Consider the following 16,304-nt stretch of genomic DNA (forward strand, 5'->3'; position numbering starts at 1 on the left):
CACCCGCCCGGCCGTGCCCGCCCACCGCCCGGAACCCGGGAGCCGGGACTCGCACGAGAGCACCCACCGAAGCCCCTACCGAACCCCACACCGAAGCTCACACCAGGGCTCACACCAGGGCTCACAAGGAGCCTCATTTGGGTAGGTTCCGGACATGACGCGAGCCGGAGCCGAAGCCATCGCCAGGGCGGTCGAGACGCCGGCACCCGCCGCGCGCCTCCCCCGGCGCCGCGGCATCGAACTCTCCCTCATCCTCCTGGCCGTCCTGCTGTCGGTGTACGGGTACTGCGCCGTCGGGGTCGCCCGGAACGGCACCGTCCCGCCCGGCGCCGCCGGCTACGGCGCCGGACTCGGCGTGCTCGCGCTCCTGGCGCACCTGGCGGTACGGCTGCGCGCCCCGTACGCCGATCCCCTGCTGCTCCCCATCGCGGTGCTGCTCAACGGGATCGGACTGGTGCTGATCTACCGGCTGGACCTGGAGACCCCCGGCGACCTGGCGGCGCCCACCCAGCTGGTCTGGTCCACGCTGGGCGTGTCCCTGTTCGCCTTCGTGGTGGCCGCGCTGCGCGACCACCGGCTGCTCCAGCGGTACGCGTACGTCAGCGTGGTCGCCGCGCTCGGCCTGCTGGCGCTGCCGATCCTCTTCCCCGCGGTCAACGGCGCCCGCATCTGGATCCGCGTCGCGGGCTTCTCCATCCAGCCGGGCGAGTTCGCGAAGGTGCTGCTCGCCGTGTTCTTCGCCGCGTACCTGGCGGCCAACCGCACGGCGCTGGCGTACGCGGGCCGGAAGATCTGGTGGATGCAGCTGCCCACCGGCCGCGTCCTCGGTCCGATCGTCGCGATCTGGCTGCTCAGCGTGGGCGTCCTGGTCCTCGAACGCGACCTCGGCACCTCGCTGCTCTTCTTCGGCCTGTTCGTCGTCATGCTCTACGTCGCCACCGGCCGCACCGGCTGGATCACGGTCGGGCTGCTGCTGGCCTCGCTCGGCGCGGTCGCCGTCGGCCGGCTGGAGCCGCACGTGCACAGCCGGATCGAGGACTGGCTGCACCCGTTCGCGTCGATCGAGGCCGGCCAGGGCCCCAACCAGCTCGCCCAGTCGCTGTTCTCCTTCGCGGCCGGCGGCATGCTCGGCACCGGCCTGGGCCTCGGCCACTCCACCCTGATCGGCTTCGCCACGAAGTCCGACTTCATCCTGGCGACGGCCGGCGAGGAACTGGGCCTGGCCGGCCTCTCCGCCCTCTTCCTCCTGTACGGCCTGCTGGTGGAGCGCGGCTACCGGGCCGGCCTCGCCCTGCGCGACCCCTTCGGCCGGCTCCTCGCGATCGGCCTCGCCTCGATCGTGGCGCTCCAGGTCTTCGTGATCGCCGGCGGGGTGACCGGGCTGATCCCGCTGACCGGCATGGCGATGCCGTTCCTGGCCCAGGGCGGCTCGTCGGTCGTCACCAACTGGGCGATCGTGGCGCTGCTGATCAGGATCAGCGACTCGGCACGGCGGCAGTACGACGGGCAGGCGGCACCGTGAGCCGCCACATCCGGCACGCCGCCGTCTTCTGCGTCCTGCTCCTGGTGGCCCTGCTCGTCAACGCGGCCCGCGTCCAGGTCGTCCGGTCCACCTCCTACGAGGACAACCCGGCCAACCGGCGTGCCTCCATCGCCCGTTACGGCCAGCCCCGCGGCGACATCCTGGTCGGCGGCGAGCCGGTCACCGGCTCCCGGGACAGCGGGGAGCAGTTGCGGTACGAACGGACGTACACGAACGGGCCGTTGTGGGCGCCGGTGACCGGGTTCGCCTCGCAGGTGTACGGGACGACGTTCCTGGAGCACACCGAGGACGGCGTCCTCTCCGGCGCGGACCCGCTGCTGCGGCCGTTCCCGCTGTGGAACGACGTCACCCGGTCGCGGCCCGCCGGCGGGAACGTCGTGACGACCCTGAACGCGGGGGCACAGCGGGCGGCGTACCAAGGGCTGGCCGGGCGCAAGGGCGCGGTGGCGGCGGTGGAGCCGGCGACGGGACGGATCCTCGCGCTGTTCTCGGCGCCGTCGTACGACCCGGCCGTGCTGTCGGGCAACGGGCCCGCGGTGGAACGGGAGTGGACCCGGCTGAACGCCGACCCGGACCGGCCGATGCTGAACCGGGCGGTGCGGCAGACGTATCCGCCGGGATCGACGTTCAAGGTGGTGACCGCGGCGGCGGCGCTGGACGCGGGCGTGATCCGGGACCTCGACGCACCGACCGACTCCCCCGCCCCCTACACCCTGCCCGGGACGACGACCCGGCTGGCGAACGCGTCCAGGGGGTGTGAGGACGCCTCGCTGCGGGACGCGTTCATGTGGTCGTGCAACACGGTGTTCGCGAAGCTGGGCGTGGATGTGGGGGTGGCGAACATGGCGGCCACGGCGGAGGCGTTCGGGTTCGACGCGCCCGGGGGAACCTCCTCCGGGGGAGTGCGCATCCCGTTCTCCGTGGCGCCGAGCACGTTCGACACCTCGGTGGACCGGGCGCAGCTGGCGCTGTCCTCGATCGGGCAGTACAACACGCGGGCCACTCCGCTCCAGATGGCGATGGTCGCGGCGGCCGTCGCCAACGGGGGGCAGATGCGGACGCCGTACCTGGTGGAACGCACCACCCGGCGGGGCGGGACGACGGTCGCCACGGCCGGCTCGCGCCCGGCCCGGCAGGTGATGTACCCGTCGACCGCGCGGCGGCTGCGGCAGCTGATGACGGACGTGGTGCGGGAGGGCACCGGCACCAACGCCGCGATCCCCGGGGCGACCGTCGGCGGCAAGACCGGCACCGCCCAGCACGGCATCGGCAACGCGGGCACGCCGTACGCCTGGTTCGTGTCCTGGGCGCAGGGCGACCGGGACCCGGAGCCGAAGGTGGCGGTCGCGGTGGTGGTGGAGGACTCGGCGGCGAACCGGCGGGACATCACCGGGGGCGGGCTGGCGGCGCCGATCGCGCGGGCGGTGATGGAGGCGGTGCTCACCTCGTGAGACGGGGGGGTTCCGGACCGAACAGGTGCGTCCTACCGTTCGGTCATGACCGACGCCATCGCATTCGAGCTCGCCCAAGTCAACCTCGCCCGGCTCAAGTTCCCGCTGGACTCGCCCGAACTGAAGGACTTCGTCGACGCCCTCGATCCCGTCAACGCCGACGCGGACGCGGCGGCCGGCTTCGTGTGGCGGCTCCAGTCGGAGGCCGGCGACGCCACCGACATCCCGGTCTTCGGCGACGACTGGCTGATCGTCAACATGTCGGTGTGGCGGGACACCGACGCCCTGACCGCCTACATGTACCAGGGCCGGCACCGCGAGATGCTCTCCCGGCGCCGCGAGTGGTTTGGGCGGGTCCAGGAGGCGATGACGACCCTGTGGTGGGTCCCGGCCGGCCACCGCCCGACGGTCGCGGAGGCGGAGGCCCGCCTGCTGCACCTGCGCGCGCACGGCCCGACGCCGTACGCCTTCACCCTGCGCACGTCGTTCCCGGCCCAGGGGGCGCAGCCGGTCGCGTTCGAGGTGCCGGAGGGGCTGGGCTGCTCGGCCTAGGGAAGACGGACGGGGGCGCCGGAGCCGGCACCGGCGTCCCGCCCACGGTCAGCGGCCGCGCGGTGCGAGCGCCGTCAGGTCGATGTCGATGTCGTACGGGACCGTCAGCTTGAGGCGCTCGCGGTGGACCCCGTTGGGGACGTACGCCCGGGTGGCGGGGTCGAGCTCGTAGACGTACACGACGGGCAGGCCCTTCTCCTCCTCCACCCGCCAGTAGTGCCGGATGCCCGCGGCGGCGTACTTGCGGGGTTTGGCCTCACGGTCCCGGTCCACCGAGTCCGCCGAGACGACTTCGACGGCGAGGACGACGTCCTCGGGGCGGAACCAGGTCTGTCCGGGACCGGTGTCGGCGTCGCCGTCGGCCCGGTACACCAGGACATCCGGCTCGGGCCGGTTCGACTTGTCGAGCTTGACCGTCATCTCCCGGATGGCGTCCAGCCCGTCCGGCGCCTGGTCCAGCAACGCGTTCTCCAGCAGGCGCAGCGTGCGCGCGTGGAAGAACGTCCGCGGACTCACGAGAACCAGGCTCCCGTCGATCAGCTCCGTGTGCGCAGGCAGGTTCGGGAGCCGGTCGAGGTCGTCCGCCGTCCAGCCGCCGGCCGGCGGACGGGCCCACTCGTAGTCCTCATCCAGCCCGTACTCGCGTGCGGCGCTCATGATCACTCCCATGGGGCGGAGCGTGGCAGACATGACCAGCCTACCCAGGGGGAACGCCAATCCCGCGCTCGATCGAGTGACCGTAGGCCGTCCCGTTGACGACGGGCGGATGCTCCGATCCGCTCGTCCGTTGCCGCGAGCGCGACCGGGTAGACGCCAAGTCAACAAGTCCTGCGCGAGGGATTGACGGCCTTGCTGACAAGCAGTCTCATAAGAGCCATGACGACCCTCACGGAAGCCGACGCGCTCGACGGGCTGCGCGATGCGCTCGGGCTGCTCAAGGACCGGGAGCAGGTGGCCGAGCGGCTCCTCGCCTCCTCCGCCAAGCACTCGTTCGACCCGGACAAGGAGCTGGACTGGGACGCGCCCTTCGAGGAGGGCAAGTGGTTCTGGCCGCCGGAGCTGGTGTCGCTGTACGACACGCCGATGTGGAAACGGATGAGCGAGGAGCAGCGGATCCTGCTCTCCCAGCACGAGGCGGCCGCGCTCGCCTCGCTCGGCATCTGGTTCGAGATCATCCTGATGCAGCTGCTGTGCCGGCACATCTACGACAAGTCGGCCACGAGCGCGCACGTGCGGTACGCGCTCACCGAGATCGAGGACGAGTGCCGGCACTCGAAGATGTTCGCCCGGCTGATCGCGCAGGGCGGCACCCCGTGGTACCCGGTGAGCCGTGTCCACCAGAACCTCGGCCGCCTGTTCAAGACGATCTCCACCACGCCCGGGTCGTTCACCGCGACCCTGCTCGGCGAGGAGGTCCTCGACTGGATGCAGCGGCTGACCTTCCCCGACGAGCGGGTCCAGACCCTGATCCGGGGCGTCACCCGCATCCATGTGGTGGAGGAGGCCCGGCACGTGCGGTACGCCCGTGAGGAGCTGCGCCGCCAGATGATGACCGCGCCCAAGTGGTCCCAGGAGTTCACGCGCGTGACCTCCGGGGAGTTCGCCCGCGTGTTCTCCGTCGCCTTCGTCAACCCCGAGGTCTACACCAACGTCGGCCTCGACAGGCGGGAGGCGATGGCCCAGGTCAAGGCCAGCGGCCACCGCCGCGAGGTGATGCAGAACGGGGCGAGGAAGCTGACCGACTTCCTGGACGACATCGGCGTGCTGCGCGGAGTGGGACGGCGGCTGTGGCGGTCGTCGGGACTGTTGGCCTGACCTCGCTTTCCTGGCCACCTGGCCGGGCGCCCGGCGGGGGCGGGCGATTACGCTGCACGTCATGACCCCCGCCGCCCCCGCCTACCGCAGGCTCAGCGTCGAGGAGCGCCGCAGTCAGCTGCTCGACGCCGCGCTCTCCCTCTTCGCGCACCGCGCCCCCGAGGACGTCTCGCTGGACGACGTGGCGGAGGCGGCCGGAGTCTCCCGGCCCCTGGTGTACCGGTACTTCCCCGGCGGCAAGCAGCAGCTGTACGAGGCCGCGCTGCGGTCCGCCGCCGAAGTGCTCCAGCACTGCTTCGACGAACCCCAGGACGGCCCCCTCCTCCCCCGCCTCGCCCGCGCCCTGGACCGCTATCTCGCCTTCGTCGACCAGCACGACGCCGGGTTCAGCGCCCTCCTCCAGGGCGGCAGCGTCGTCGAGACCTCCCGTACGACCGCCCTCGTGGACGGCGTGCGGCGGGCCGCGGCCGAGCACATCTACAGCCACCTCGGGGTGGCCGCTCCCGGCCCCCGGCTGCGGATGACCGTCCGGATGTGGATCACCGCCGTCGAGGCGGCCTCGCTCATCTGGCTCGACGAGGACAAGCAGCCGCCCGCCGAGGAGCTGCGGGACTGGCTGGTGGACCAGTTCGTGGCCGTCCTGACGGTGACCGCGGCCCGGGACGCGCAGACCGCCGACGTGGTGCACGGTGCGCTCGCGGCGGGGACCTGATCGACACTGGTGCCGTGAAGAGCGAAGACACCCCCTTCGAGGGCGGGCCCATGGACGGCCGCGTCCTCCCCGTGCTGCTGGGTCCCACCGGGCAGCCGCCGAAGACGTACCGCATCCCCGTCCCCGACGCGGCGGGCGGTCCGCCGACCGTCCTCGTCTACCGGCGGGTGCCCCGCGGGCACGGCGGCCGGCTCGGACTGCCGCGCGGCTGGAAGTACGAGTACGACCCCGAGGGACGGGCGGCCGGCCGGCCGAGGTGGCCGTGGTCCAAGCCCGGCACCGCCCCGGACCGCAAGCGGGGTGACGCCGACGGGTGAACCCGTTGGGCCGAACCGCGCAGACCTGCCACGCGACCCGCCCACGCACCCCTGATGCTCACCCTGCGGGGTGGAGGGGCCGCCCCGCCGGAGGTGATGATGACGTGTCAGGAAGGATGCCTCGTCTGGCGGGAACGGTCTGCACGGCGGCGCTGGCCGCGCAGAGCCTGCTGATCCCCGAGGCCGCCACGGCCGTTCCCCGGCCCCCGGAGCCCGCCGAGCGGTCGGTGGCCGGGCTGCTGACGGACCTTCAGCGGCTGTACCGGGAGGCCGAGCAGGCCACCGAGGCCTACAACGCCACCGAGGAGAAACTGAAGGAACGGCGCGCCGAGGCCGACCGGCTCCGCGACGAACTGGCGAGGACCCGTCTGACGCTGCTGGACAGCCGGGGCGCCGCCGGACGCCTGGCCCGGCAGCAGTACCAGAACACCACCGACATCTCCCCCTACGTACGACTGCTGCTGGCCCGCGATCCGCAGCACGCCCTCGACCAGGGGCATGTGATCGGCCAGTTGGCGCGGGAGCGGGCCGAGACGGTGGGGCGGCTGGAGGGCAGCGAACGCAAGGCCGACGGGCTGGCCCGCCGGGCGCGCGCGGCCCTCGACGCCCAGCTCACCCTCACCGAACGCCGGAAGAAGGAACGCGACGACGTGCGCCGCCGCCTGCACGCCGTGGAGAAACTGCTCGCCTCCCTCACCGCCGCCCAGCTCACCGCCCTCGCCGAGCTGGAGCGCGACGGCGTCGCCAAGGCCCAGAAGACGCTCATGGCGTCGGGTGCGCTGAGCGACGACCGCACCCCCTCCGAGGAGGGCGGCCGCGCGGTGCGCTACGCCGTGCGGCAACTAGGCAAGCCGTACGAGTGGGGCGCGGAGGGTCCGGCGTCCTACGACTGCTCGGGCCTGACGTCCGAGGCGTGGCGGGCCGCCGGGGCACCGATCCCCCGCACCAGCCAGGAGCAGTGGGCGCGGCTGCCCAGGGTCCCGCTGGACGAGCTGCGCCCCGGCGACCTGGTGATCTACTTTCCCGAGGCCACGCACGTGGCGATGTACCTGGGCAAGGGCCGCGTGGTCCAGGCCCCGCGCCCCGGCGGCCGCGTCAAGGTCTCACCGCTCGCCGCCAACCCGGTCCTGGGAGCCGTACGACCCGACGCCTGGGCGGGGGCCGACCCCGACAGCGAGCCGGGGACAGGGGCCGTCCGGCCCGACACCCCGCCGGGAACGGCAGCCGTGCCACCCGACGGACGGCCGGAGACCGAGCCCGCACTTCCCGACGGCCGACCGGAGACCGAGGCCGTACTTCCCGACGGCCGACCGGAGACCGAGGCCGTACTTCCCGACGGCCGACCGGTGACCGAGGCCGTACTTCCCGGCGGCCGACCGGAGACCGGGGCCGCCGTACGGCCCGACGGCCGACCGGGGACGGAGGCCGTGCCACCCGACGGCCGACCGAGGACGGAGGCGCTGTGACCCGACGGCCGACCGGGGACGGAGGCGCTGTGACCCGACGGCCGACCGGGGACGGAGGCGCTGTGACCCGACGGCCGGGGGTGGTGGCGAAGCTCTCCGCCGCCCTGACGACGCGGCTTCACCCGCCAGGCCGGGGCAGCAGTCGACCGGCCCGGCGACCGAACGGCCAAGCCCAGCTGACACACCGCCCCACGCCCGGACCGCGAACGGAGACCCCGTGACCCGACGGTGAGGGGTGGTGGCGGAGCTGCCCGCCGCCCCGGCGGCAGGGGTTCGGCACACCGACCTGGCGGCGGTGGCCGACCGGGCACGGCACACCGACCTGGGACGGTCGCCGACCCGGGACGGTCGCCGAACGGCGGCAGTGGTCGAACAGCGGCAGTGGTCGAACGGCCCGTCGGCCGAAGCCGGCGGCCCGAGGGCGTCGGCCGGGGTCGGCGGCCCGAGGGCGTCGGCCGGGGTCGGCGGCCCGAGGGCGTCGGCCGGGGTCGGCGGCCCGAGGGCGTCGGCCGGGGTCGGCGGCCCGACCGGGACGCTCCGTCGAGGTCTCACGCGCCCGCGGCGCCCGAGACCTCCATCAGGTAGCCCTCGGTCTTCTTCGGGTCGTAGAAGAAGTTCTCGAAGTCCGCCGGGTTGTTGAACCCATTGGCGAATCGATTCGCCACGGGCTGGAGCTGACCGGCCGCGCCGATGAGGTTGAGGATGTGCTCCGGCGGCGGGGCCAGCATCGCGTTGGTCCACTTGGTGACGTGCTGGGCGGTCTCCCAGTACCGGTCGAACGTCGCCTGCATCCACTCCTCGTCGAACTCCTTCTCGCCGCGTTCGAGGATCGAGGCGAGATAGGCGGCCGCGCACTTGGACGCCGAGTTGGAGCCCTGTCCGGTGATCGGGTCGTTGGCGACGACCACGTCGGCGACACCGAGCACCAGGCCGCCGCCGGGGAGGCGGCCGATCGGGTTGCGGACCGTGGGCGCGTACCGGCCGGCGAGGGTGCCGCCGGCGTCGGTCAGTTCGACCTCGGTGGCCCGCGCGTACTCCCAGGGCGTGAACTTCTTCATGAGGTCCAGGGTCAGGGAGAGGTGCTCCGCCGGGTCCTTGACGCCCTTGAAGACGTCGAGCGGGCCGCCGGGTATGCCCTCCCAGAACAGGATGTCCGCGCGGCCGGAGAGGGTCAGGGTCGGCATGATGAACAGCTCACCGACGCCGGGCACCAGGTTGCAGCGGACCGCGTCGAACTCCGGGTGCTCCGGGCGCGGGCCCAGACCGTGGACGTAGGACACGGCGAGGGCGCGCTGCGGCTCGCTGTAGGGGGAGCGGGACGCGTCGCGGCCGAACATCTGCACGAGTTCGCCCTTGCCCGCCGAGACCAGCACGAGGTCGTAGGCCCGGGCGAAGTAGTCGAGGTCGGAGACCGCCGCGCCGTGGATCACCAGCTGGCCGCCGCGCTGGGCGAACGTCTCCATCCAGCCGGCCATCTTCACCCGCTGGTCGACCGACTGGGCGTACCCGTCGAGCTTGCCGACCCAGTCGATCACGCGCTGGGTCGGGCCCGGGTCGTGCGAGCCGGGGGCCGCCACCGAGACACCGGCACCCTCGATCTTCGGGGCCTGGGACTCCCAGAAGTTCAGCTGGAGGTCGCGCTCGTGCTGGAGGGCGGTGTGGAACATGCACTGCGTCGACATCACCCGGCCGGACCGGATCTCGTCCGCGGTCCGGTTGGACATCAGGGTGACCTCGTACCCGTGCGACTGGAGGCCGAGGGCGAGCTGAAGACCGGACTGACCGGCTCCGACGACGAGTATCTTCCGCATGCGGGGGTGTCTCCTAGGTGGCCCGGGGGCCTTACTCGGGGGTTTCGTCGAGCGCGTGGCCGACGAGGGCCAGGAGGGTCTCGATCACCGAGATCCGGCGGCGCGCATCCATGATCATTACAGGTATGTGCGGCGGAATCGTCAATGCCTCCCGCACGTCCTCCGGATCGAACCGCTCGCTGTGGTCGAAGTGGTTGACGGCGACGACGTACGGCAGTCCGCAGCTCTCGAAGTAGTCGAGGGCCGGGAAGCAGTCCTTCAGACGGCGGGTGTCGGCGAGGACGACGGCGCCGATCGCACCGCGCACCAGGTCGTCCCACATGAACCAGAACCGCTGCTGGCCCGGCGTGCCGAAGAGGTACAGCACCAGGTCGTCGTCGAGCGTGAGGCGGCCGTAGTCCATGGCCACCGTGGTGGTGACCTTCTCCGGGGTACCGGTGAGGTCGTCGGTGGCCTCGCTGGCCTCGGTCATCAGCGCCTCCGTCTGGAGGGGCTCGATCTCCGAGACGGTGCCGACCAGGGTGGTCTTTCCGGCACCGAAGCCGCCGGCCACCACGATCTTCGTGGCGATGGGGGCCCGGGTGCGGTCCGTCTGCCAGGGCTGCAACGGCTCGTCGGGCGCGGCCTCGACGAACGGGGAGACGCCACGAGCGGCGTCAGAGACGACGGAGTCCACTCAGCACCCTTTCCAGCAGAGCGCGGTCGGGACGGCCCGTACCGTGACCGGTCCCGGTGCCGTACACACGGATCTTTCCCTGGTCCGCGAGGTCGCTGAGGAGCACGCGGACCACGCCGAGCGGCATCTTCAGCAGCGCGGCGATCTCCGCCACCGTACGCATACGGCCACACAGTTCGACGATGGCCCGCAGCTCCGGCATCACCCGGGTGGTGAGGGAACCGTTCGTCAGCTCCCTGCGCTCCTCGGGCGCCTCGAGTTCGGCCGTGGTCGCCACGAACGTCTCGACGAGGAGGACGTGGCCGAAGCGGGTGCGGCCGCCGGTGAGCGAGTAGGGGCGTACCCGGGCGGGCTTGCGGTCGCCGCCGCGGACCGGGAGCGCGGCGGCCTTCTTCGGAGAGCTGCTCATCGGGTACTCCCCGCCGTCGCGGTCTCCAGGGACTGCCGTAGCTCGCTGCGGAGCTCCGGGGTCAGGACGTGGCCGGCGCGGCCCACGAAGAGGGCCATGTGGTACGCCACCACGCTCATGTCGCAGTCGGCGGAGCCGTGGACGCCGAGCAGCGAGCCGTCGCTGATCGACATCACGAAGAGGCTGCCCTCCTCCATGGCGACCATGGTGTGCTTCACCGGGCCGGAGTCCATGAGCTTGGCGGCCCCGATGGTGAGGCTGCCGATGCCGGAGACGATGGTGGCGAGGTCGGCGGCGGACCCGCGCGGGCCCGCCGGTTTCGCCTCCTGGACCTGACGGGCCGCGTCGGTGGGGGTCCCCCCGCGCGAGCTCGTCCGAGCGTGGGGGAGCCCCGGGTCGGAGGAGAGCAGGAGCAGGCCGTCGGAGGAGACGACCGCGACGGACTGGATCCCCGGCACTTCCTCCACGAGGTTGGTCAACAGCCAGTGCAGGTTACGGGCTTCACTGCTCAGTCCGAAGGTACTGGGCGCGGTCAACTGCTTGCCTCCTCGACTGTGCCCCCCGTGTCTTCTTCGGCGTGTGCGGGTGCTGCTTGAGGTGACGGTGCCGTGTTCTGCCCCGTCTGTTCGGCGATCTCCGCCTCGACGTCGCGGTATCCGGCCTCCGCCCCCCGACGGAAGCCGCCCAGCCGGCGGCGGAGGGCGTCGGCGTCGACGGAGCCGGTCCGCTGGCGGGGGGCCGTGGTGGGTGCGGTGATCCTGGGAGTGCGCTTGGGCAGGCCCTTGTCGGTGAGGAGCTCTTCCGGGGCGTCGGGGGTGCGGGTGCGTTCCGCCTCGGCCTCGCCCGGGTCGGGCCCGTTCCCGTCCGTGCCGTCCGCGCCGCCGCCGGGGGCGGGCCGTCCCTGGGGGGCGTCCTGGCCTGCGGCGGGTGCACCTGGTGAGGTGACCGGGTCGGTGGCGGGTGATCCCTGTGGGGCGTTCTCGCCGTCGGCGGCTCCGGGTCGCGGGGTGGCCGGTGCGGCGGGGTGGTGTCCCTCCGGCGTGCCGTCCGCTTCCCCGGGCGGGTTCGGCAGCAGGAGTTCCATCGTGGTCTCGGCCCGGGAGTGCGGCTCCGGCACGGTCCGCGCGTCGGTCCGCGCATCGGTCCGCGCATCGGTCCGCTCATCGGTCCGCTCATCGGTGCGGGACTCGGCCGGGGGCTGGGCCGGGACCTGCGCTTCGGCGGGCGGGGCGGCCGGGGACCGGTCCGGGACCTGGTCGCCGGTGGACGACTCGGCCTCGCGGACCGCCTTCTCGGCCAGGGCGACCAGGGGGTCGCCGCTGTCGCCGTTCTCCTTGGCCCGGCCCGGGAGGACGTTGGAGTTGGCCTCGGCGTCCGCGCCGGGGAGGGAGAACGACTGGCCCGCGGCGGACGCCGGTGAGGACGCCTGGACCGCGGCGGCCGGGGCGGTGGCCAGCAGCGGCGTCGGGACGACGACGACCGCGGCGACACCGCCCTTCTTCTGCTCGCGCAGCTGCACCCGCACCCCGTGCCGGTGGGCGAGGCGGGCCACGACGTAGAGGCCGAGGCCGAGTCCCTCCTCGCCCTCCTGGTCGTAGGGGGTCTCCGGGTCGAACTCGGTGAGGCGGCTGTTGAGGCGGGTCAGGCGCTCCTCGGTCATGCCGATGCCCTCGTCCTGGACGGAGAGCATGACCTCGCCGTTCTCCAGGAGCCAGCCGGAGACCTCGACGGGCAGGTCCGGCGGGGTGAACGAGGTGGCGTTCTCCATGAGTTCGGCCAGCAGGTGGCTGAGGTCGTCGGCGGCGAAGCCGGCCACGTGCGCGTGCGGCGGGAGCGCGGAGATGCGGACGCGTTCGTAGCGTTCGATCTCGCTGACCGCGGCGCGGACCACGTCCACCAGCGGGATCGGGCCGGCGTGCTGCTGGACGTGCTCGGTGCCCGCCAGCACCAGCAGGTTCTCGCTGTGCCGGCGCATGACCGTGGCGAAGTGGTCGAGCTTGAACAGCGTGGCCAGGCGGTCGGGGTCCTGCTCGCGCTCCTCCAGGCCCTCGATGACCGCGAGCTGGCGCTCGACCAGGCCCAGGGTGCGCAGGGAGAGGTTGACGAAGGTGCCGCTGATGCTGGACCGCAGCCGCTCCAGGCGGGCGGCGGCGTCGGCGAGTTCGGCGCGCAGTCCCTCGCGGGCGTCGGCCATCTTCTGGCGCTGGCCGACAAGGTGCTTGCGGTCGGACTCCAGGGTGGTGACGCGCTCGTGGAGGGCGACGGCGTGCTCGTGCAGGGCGTTGACGGAGCGGACGACCTGGGCGAACTCGTCGTTGCGGCCGGTGAACCGCAGCGGCTCCTCGGCCGCCGGGTTCTCGGCGTCGGCCAGCCGCTTCGAGCCGAGGCGCAGCACGGCCAGCGGGCGGGTGAGGCTGCGGGCCATGGCGGTGGCGATGCCTATGGCGAGCAGTACCAGGGCGCCGAGCAGGGCGATGCGGATCTCCAGCGCGGTGACGTCGTCGTCGCGCAGCTGGGCGAGGTCCTTGGTGCGGCGGTCGTAGAGCGACGACTCGGCGCCGCGCATCAGGTCGACCCGGGCGGAGAGCGCGGCGTCCAGCTTCTTGAGGCTGGTGTCGAGCTCGTCGTCGGTGAGTTCCGGCTGGTCGGTGAGGGCCGCCAGGTACTTCTCGGCGGCCTCCACGTCACCGCCGGTGACGGTGGAGTCGTAGGAGTCGACGGCCTGCTGCGGGGCGTTCTCCCGGAAGGCGGTCAGGGCCGCGTCGGAGCGCAGCCGGGCCTGCTGGGCGGCGGCCGTGAGGGCGTCCCGCCGCTTGGCGTCGCCGCCGGAGGAGACCGTCTCGGTGGACGACAGGCCGGTGACCGGGTCGTAGACGCTCTCCGTGGACGTCGGCACGTTCAGCGCGGCCAGCAGCAGTCCGCGGGCCGCGTCGGCCTGCTGGACGGCGGTGTCGAGGTCGGCGAGGGCGTGGGCGCCGGAGCCCGCGCGGGGCGGCATCTGCTCCGCGAGCCGCTCGGCGAGACCGTGCAGCGCGGTGATGGCGGCGGAGTAGGCCTGGTGCGCCTCGAGCGCCGTGCTCTTGCCGGTGAGGGCCGTCTGCCGGACGGAGGCGAGGCCGTCGAGCTCCGCACGGAGCCCGGCGGGCGTGTCGGCGTCGGCGGTCAGCTCCCGCACCTGCCGGTCCACACGGGTACTGCTCTGCGTCGAGGGCGCCGAGGCCTTGGTACGGCCAGCCGCGACGTAGACGGTGACCTCGTCCCGTTCGTCGGCGATCGACTGCGCGAGGACCAGCGCGTCCTGGGTCCGCTCGGCGAGGGTCACCAGATCCTGTGCGTCCTTCAACTGCCCGGAGGCGTCGAGGACGGAGGGGGCTCCGGCGCCCGCGACGGCGGCGGCCACCACGGCCACCGCGACGATCAGCCGGTTGCGTACGTGGGTCGGACGGCCCTTCCCTACAGGGGTGCGCTCCGCGCCCCCCTCGGAGGCCGTCTTGCTGCCTGTGCGCCGAGGCCGCGTCTTCTGCACCGGTGCTCGCATTCCTGACTCGTGTTACCCATGGGCCGGATGACGCTCCGTCAACGGGTGCGTACGTCCGGTACGGTCCCCGACCCTCCCAGTGCCGGTGGGCAGGGGTCGCGCATCGACTGCCCCGCCACCCGAAGGAGTGAACATCGGAGGAGAGTTGAGGGGCAAGTCACTCCGGCACCTGCGAGGCCTTTGCACGGGGCGCCGGTTGGACGTGGGCGGCGGGCTTTGGCAATATTCGCCGCCACGCCTTCCCGGAGTGCGTTATTCCCTCCCAAAACAGGCGCCTGACCTGCGACGGTGCGCCCACCCGAGGAGTGTTGCCAGCCTTTCGCGAAGGGTGTGAAGGGGTCGTGCAGACTGGCGGGATGCGCACGGAACTTGTGTCGGAGCCCGGTGATCGGGCCTACCCCAACGAGGACTTCGCGAGCGTCGGACTTCCCGCCTCCGGTCAGGGCGGTTCACTCGTCCTGCTGGACGGCGTGACGCCGCCCCGGAGCGGCACGGGCTGTCTCCATTCGGTCCCCTGGTACACGGCGCGGCTGGGCGGCGCCCTGACCGAACTGACCGTTTCACTCCCGGATGTTCCGCTGGCCGAGGCGCTCTCCCTCGCTCTGGCGCGTACCGCCGACGCCCACTCCGGCACCTGTGACCTTTCTCACCCGCGTACGCCGCAGGCGACGGTGGTTCTCGCCCGCTGGTCCCCGGACTCGGTGGAGTACCTGGTCCTGTCCGACTCGGCGCTCCTCCTGGCCTCCCCCGACGGCACGGTCACCCCCGTCCTGGACGACCGTCTGACGCTCGTCCCGCCGGCGCTGCTGGCGAGCGCGGAGGTCTGCGACACGCGGGTCCGCAACAAGGAGGGCGGCTTCTTCACCGCTGCCGCGGACCCGGCGGTGGCGGCCCGCGCGGTCACCGGCGCCGTCCCGCGCACCGAGGTGGCCGCCCTCGCGGCCCTCAGCGACGGGGTGACGCGGTGGGTGGACACGTTCCGCGAGGGCGACTGGACGGACCTGTTCGGCCGCGTCCGCAAGGAGGGCCCTCGCACGCTGGTGGAGCGCGTGCGGAAGCTGGAGCGGGCGGACACCGAGCGGGAGTTCCTGGGCCGCGCCAAACGGCACGACGACGCGACGGCGGTCTTCGTGGAGCTGTGAGGTGGGGCCGGGACCTGGGCCGCGCACTGGTTCGGGCGGGCTGTGCCACGCCGGGGTCGGGCCGGCTCAGGCCTGCTCGGGCTGGCTCGGGCTGGCTCGGGCCTTTCGGCCCCGCGTTGGTTCGGGCGGGATGAGCCATCCACCGGATCTGGCCTGACGGACCACACCGGGGGTCGGGCCTGCTCGGGCCTGCCCGGGCCTTCGGCCCCGCGTTGGTTCGGGCGGGATGAGCCATCCGCTGGTTCTGGCCTGACGGACCATGCCGGGCATCGGGCCTGCTCTCGAACGGTCGCCGGTCCAGACCCGATCGGCCGGTCGCCGGTTCAGGCCTGCTTGGCCATGCCCTGGTTCAGCTCGTGGAGCAGGCGGGCCAGCTCCGCCACCTCCCCGCGGTCCCAGTGGGCGAGCTGGCTGACGTACCGTGCCCGGCGGGCCTCGCGGACCCGGCCGACCCGGGTGCGGCCCTCCTCGGTCAGGTCGACGAGCCAGGCGCGTCCGTCCGCCGGGTCCGGCGCGCGGGCGATCAGGCCGAGCTGTTCCAGCGCGCGCAGCTGGCGGGACATGGTGGCCTTGCCGACGCCGATGTAGGCGGCGAGTTCGGTCGCCCGCTGCCGCCCGCACTCCTCCAGCCGGACGAGCAGGCCGTACGCCGCGGACTCCAGGTCCGGGTGCACCTCGCGGGCCATCTCGCCCTGATTGGCCCGGGCGCGGCGCAGCAGCACCGTCAGCTCCCGCTCCAGGGACAGGAACTCCTGGTCCACACCTCTTCGCGACACCTCGGATGCGCCCCCGCGTCCGTCGCCGTTTCCGTCCTCGTGCACGTCAGCGCTCCTGATCCGGTTCCGTGCCGATTCTACGTGCGTAGCCGCACC

The 16,304-nt window shown here is 72.9% G+C and carries 15 protein-coding genes; 8 read left to right on the forward strand and 7 right to left on the reverse strand.

Going from position 1 to position 16,304, the window contains the following annotated elements:
- The first annotated feature begins 154 nt into the window (after positions 1-154).
- From ACIP67_RS20540 to ACIP67_RS20550, 3 genes are read left to right on the forward strand one after another with little or no spacing between them, the layout of a single operon-like run.
- Positions 155-1,522, forward strand: coding sequence for an FtsW/RodA/SpoVE family cell cycle protein (locus ACIP67_RS20540; RefSeq protein ID WP_401693380.1), 1,368 nt, complete (start codon positions 155-157; stop codon positions 1,520-1,522).
- Positions 1,519-2,994: a peptidoglycan D,D-transpeptidase FtsI family protein gene (locus ACIP67_RS20545; RefSeq protein WP_401693381.1), complete on the forward strand. Its 1,476-nt coding sequence runs from the start codon at positions 1,519-1,521 to the stop codon at positions 2,992-2,994. Before ACIP67_RS20540 ends, ACIP67_RS20545 begins: the two co-directional genes overlap by 4 nt.
- Before the next feature lie 45 nt (positions 2,995-3,039).
- The gene (locus ACIP67_RS20550; RefSeq protein WP_401693383.1) at positions 3,040-3,546 is read left to right on the forward strand and encodes a DUF3291 domain-containing protein; all 507 of its coding nucleotides are present in this window, start codon (positions 3,040-3,042) and stop codon (positions 3,544-3,546) included.
- Positions 3,547-3,594: 48 nt separating this feature from the next.
- Here the strand turns inward: ACIP67_RS20550 and ACIP67_RS20555 are convergent, their stop codons facing one another.
- A complete protein-coding gene (locus ACIP67_RS20555; RefSeq protein ID WP_401693384.1) occupies positions 3,595-4,203 on the reverse strand; it encodes a Uma2 family endonuclease in 609 nt (202 codons plus the stop codon).
- A 219-nt stretch (positions 4,204-4,422) separates the two neighbouring features.
- Between ACIP67_RS20555 and ACIP67_RS20560 the strand changes: the two genes are divergently transcribed.
- From ACIP67_RS20560 to ACIP67_RS20575, 4 genes are all read left to right on the forward strand, one after another.
- On the forward strand, positions 4,423-5,361 hold the full coding sequence (locus tag ACIP67_RS20560) for a diiron oxygenase (RefSeq protein ID WP_401693386.1): 939 nt from the start codon (positions 4,423-4,425) through the stop codon (positions 5,359-5,361).
- Positions 5,362-5,422: 61 nt separating this feature from the next.
- Positions 5,423-6,073, forward strand: a complete 651-nt coding sequence (locus ACIP67_RS20565) for a TetR/AcrR family transcriptional regulator (protein WP_401693388.1) — start codon at positions 5,423-5,425, stop codon at positions 6,071-6,073.
- A gap of 14 nt (positions 6,074-6,087) precedes the next feature.
- Positions 6,088-6,390: a hypothetical protein gene (locus ACIP67_RS20570; RefSeq protein ID WP_401693390.1), complete on the forward strand. Its 303-nt coding sequence runs from the start codon at positions 6,088-6,090 to the stop codon at positions 6,388-6,390.
- A gap of 116 nt (positions 6,391-6,506) precedes the next feature.
- A complete protein-coding gene (locus tag ACIP67_RS20575) occupies positions 6,507-7,856 on the forward strand; it encodes an NlpC/P60 family protein (RefSeq protein WP_401693391.1) in 1,350 nt (449 codons plus the stop codon).
- A gap of 548 nt (positions 7,857-8,404) precedes the next feature.
- Here ACIP67_RS20575 and ACIP67_RS20580 read toward each other — a convergent pair.
- From ACIP67_RS20580 to ACIP67_RS20600, 5 genes are read right to left on the reverse strand one after another with little or no spacing between them, the layout of a single operon-like run.
- Positions 8,405-9,667 (reverse strand): styrene monooxygenase/indole monooxygenase family protein, encoded by a 1,263-nt coding sequence (locus ACIP67_RS20580; RefSeq protein ID WP_401693393.1) that lies wholly within the window; start codon positions 9,665-9,667, stop codon positions 8,405-8,407.
- Positions 9,668-9,698: 31 nt separating this feature from the next.
- Positions 9,699-10,343, reverse strand: coding sequence for a GTP-binding protein (locus tag ACIP67_RS20585; RefSeq protein ID WP_401693395.1), 645 nt, complete (start codon positions 10,341-10,343; stop codon positions 9,699-9,701).
- Complete coding sequence (locus ACIP67_RS20590; protein ID WP_401693396.1) at positions 10,324-10,752, reverse strand: DUF742 domain-containing protein; 429 nt, start codon at positions 10,750-10,752, stop codon at positions 10,324-10,326. Before ACIP67_RS20590 ends, ACIP67_RS20585 begins: the two co-directional genes overlap by 20 nt.
- Positions 10,749-11,288, reverse strand: a complete 540-nt coding sequence (locus tag ACIP67_RS20595; protein ID WP_401693397.1) for a roadblock/LC7 domain-containing protein — start codon at positions 11,286-11,288, stop codon at positions 10,749-10,751. The genes ACIP67_RS20590 and ACIP67_RS20595 overlap by 4 nt, the downstream gene beginning before the upstream one ends.
- Positions 11,285-14,278, reverse strand: coding sequence for a nitrate- and nitrite sensing domain-containing protein (locus ACIP67_RS20600; RefSeq protein WP_401693399.1), 2,994 nt, complete (start codon positions 14,276-14,278; stop codon positions 11,285-11,287). The genes ACIP67_RS20595 and ACIP67_RS20600 overlap by 4 nt, the downstream gene beginning before the upstream one ends.
- A 368-nt stretch (positions 14,279-14,646) precedes the next feature.
- Between ACIP67_RS20600 and ACIP67_RS20605 the strand changes: the two genes are divergently transcribed.
- The gene (locus tag ACIP67_RS20605) at positions 14,647-15,432 is read left to right on the forward strand and encodes a hypothetical protein (RefSeq protein WP_401693401.1); all 786 of its coding nucleotides are present in this window, start codon (positions 14,647-14,649) and stop codon (positions 15,430-15,432) included.
- A gap of 323 nt (positions 15,433-15,755) precedes the next feature.
- Here the strand turns inward: ACIP67_RS20605 and ACIP67_RS20610 are convergent, their stop codons facing one another.
- Entirely contained in the window at positions 15,756-16,253 is a 498-nt protein-coding gene (locus ACIP67_RS20610; RefSeq protein ID WP_385061764.1) for a MarR family winged helix-turn-helix transcriptional regulator, read from the reverse strand.
- Between the last annotated feature and the right edge of the window lie 51 nt (positions 16,254-16,304).

The sequence above is a fragment of the Streptomyces sp. NPDC088812 genome, assembly GCF_044750285.1.
Lineage (GTDB): Bacteria > Actinomycetota > Actinomycetes > Streptomycetales > Streptomycetaceae > Streptomyces.

What these genes read in the sequence shown, in the direction of transcription:
- ACIP67_RS20540 (WP_401693380.1), top strand. Translation starts at nt 155, where the DNA reads ATGACGCGAGCCGGAGCCGAAGCCATCGCCAGGGCGGTCGAGACGCCG.
- ACIP67_RS20565 (WP_401693388.1), top strand. Translation starts at nt 5,423, where the DNA reads ATGACCCCCGCCGCCCCCGCCTACCGCAGGCTCAGCGTCGAGGAGCGC.
- ACIP67_RS20550 (WP_401693383.1), top strand. Translation starts at nt 3,040, where the DNA reads ATGACCGACGCCATCGCATTCGAGCTCGCCCAAGTCAACCTCGCCCGG.
- ACIP67_RS20590 (WP_401693396.1), bottom strand. Translation starts at nt 10,752, where the DNA reads ATGAGCAGCTCTCCGAAGAAGGCCGCCGCGCTCCCGGTCCGCGGCGGC.
- ACIP67_RS20605 (WP_401693401.1), top strand. Translation starts at nt 14,647, where the DNA reads ATGCGCACGGAACTTGTGTCGGAGCCCGGTGATCGGGCCTACCCCAAC.
- ACIP67_RS20580 (WP_401693393.1), bottom strand. Translation starts at nt 9,667, where the DNA reads ATGCGGAAGATACTCGTCGTCGGAGCCGGTCAGTCCGGTCTTCAGCTC.
- ACIP67_RS20575 (WP_401693391.1), top strand. Translation starts at nt 6,507, where the DNA reads ATGCCTCGTCTGGCGGGAACGGTCTGCACGGCGGCGCTGGCCGCGCAG.
- ACIP67_RS20560 (WP_401693386.1), top strand. Translation starts at nt 4,423, where the DNA reads ATGACGACCCTCACGGAAGCCGACGCGCTCGACGGGCTGCGCGATGCG.
- ACIP67_RS20555 (WP_401693384.1), bottom strand. Translation starts at nt 4,203, where the DNA reads ATGAGCGCCGCACGCGAGTACGGGCTGGATGAGGACTACGAGTGGGCC.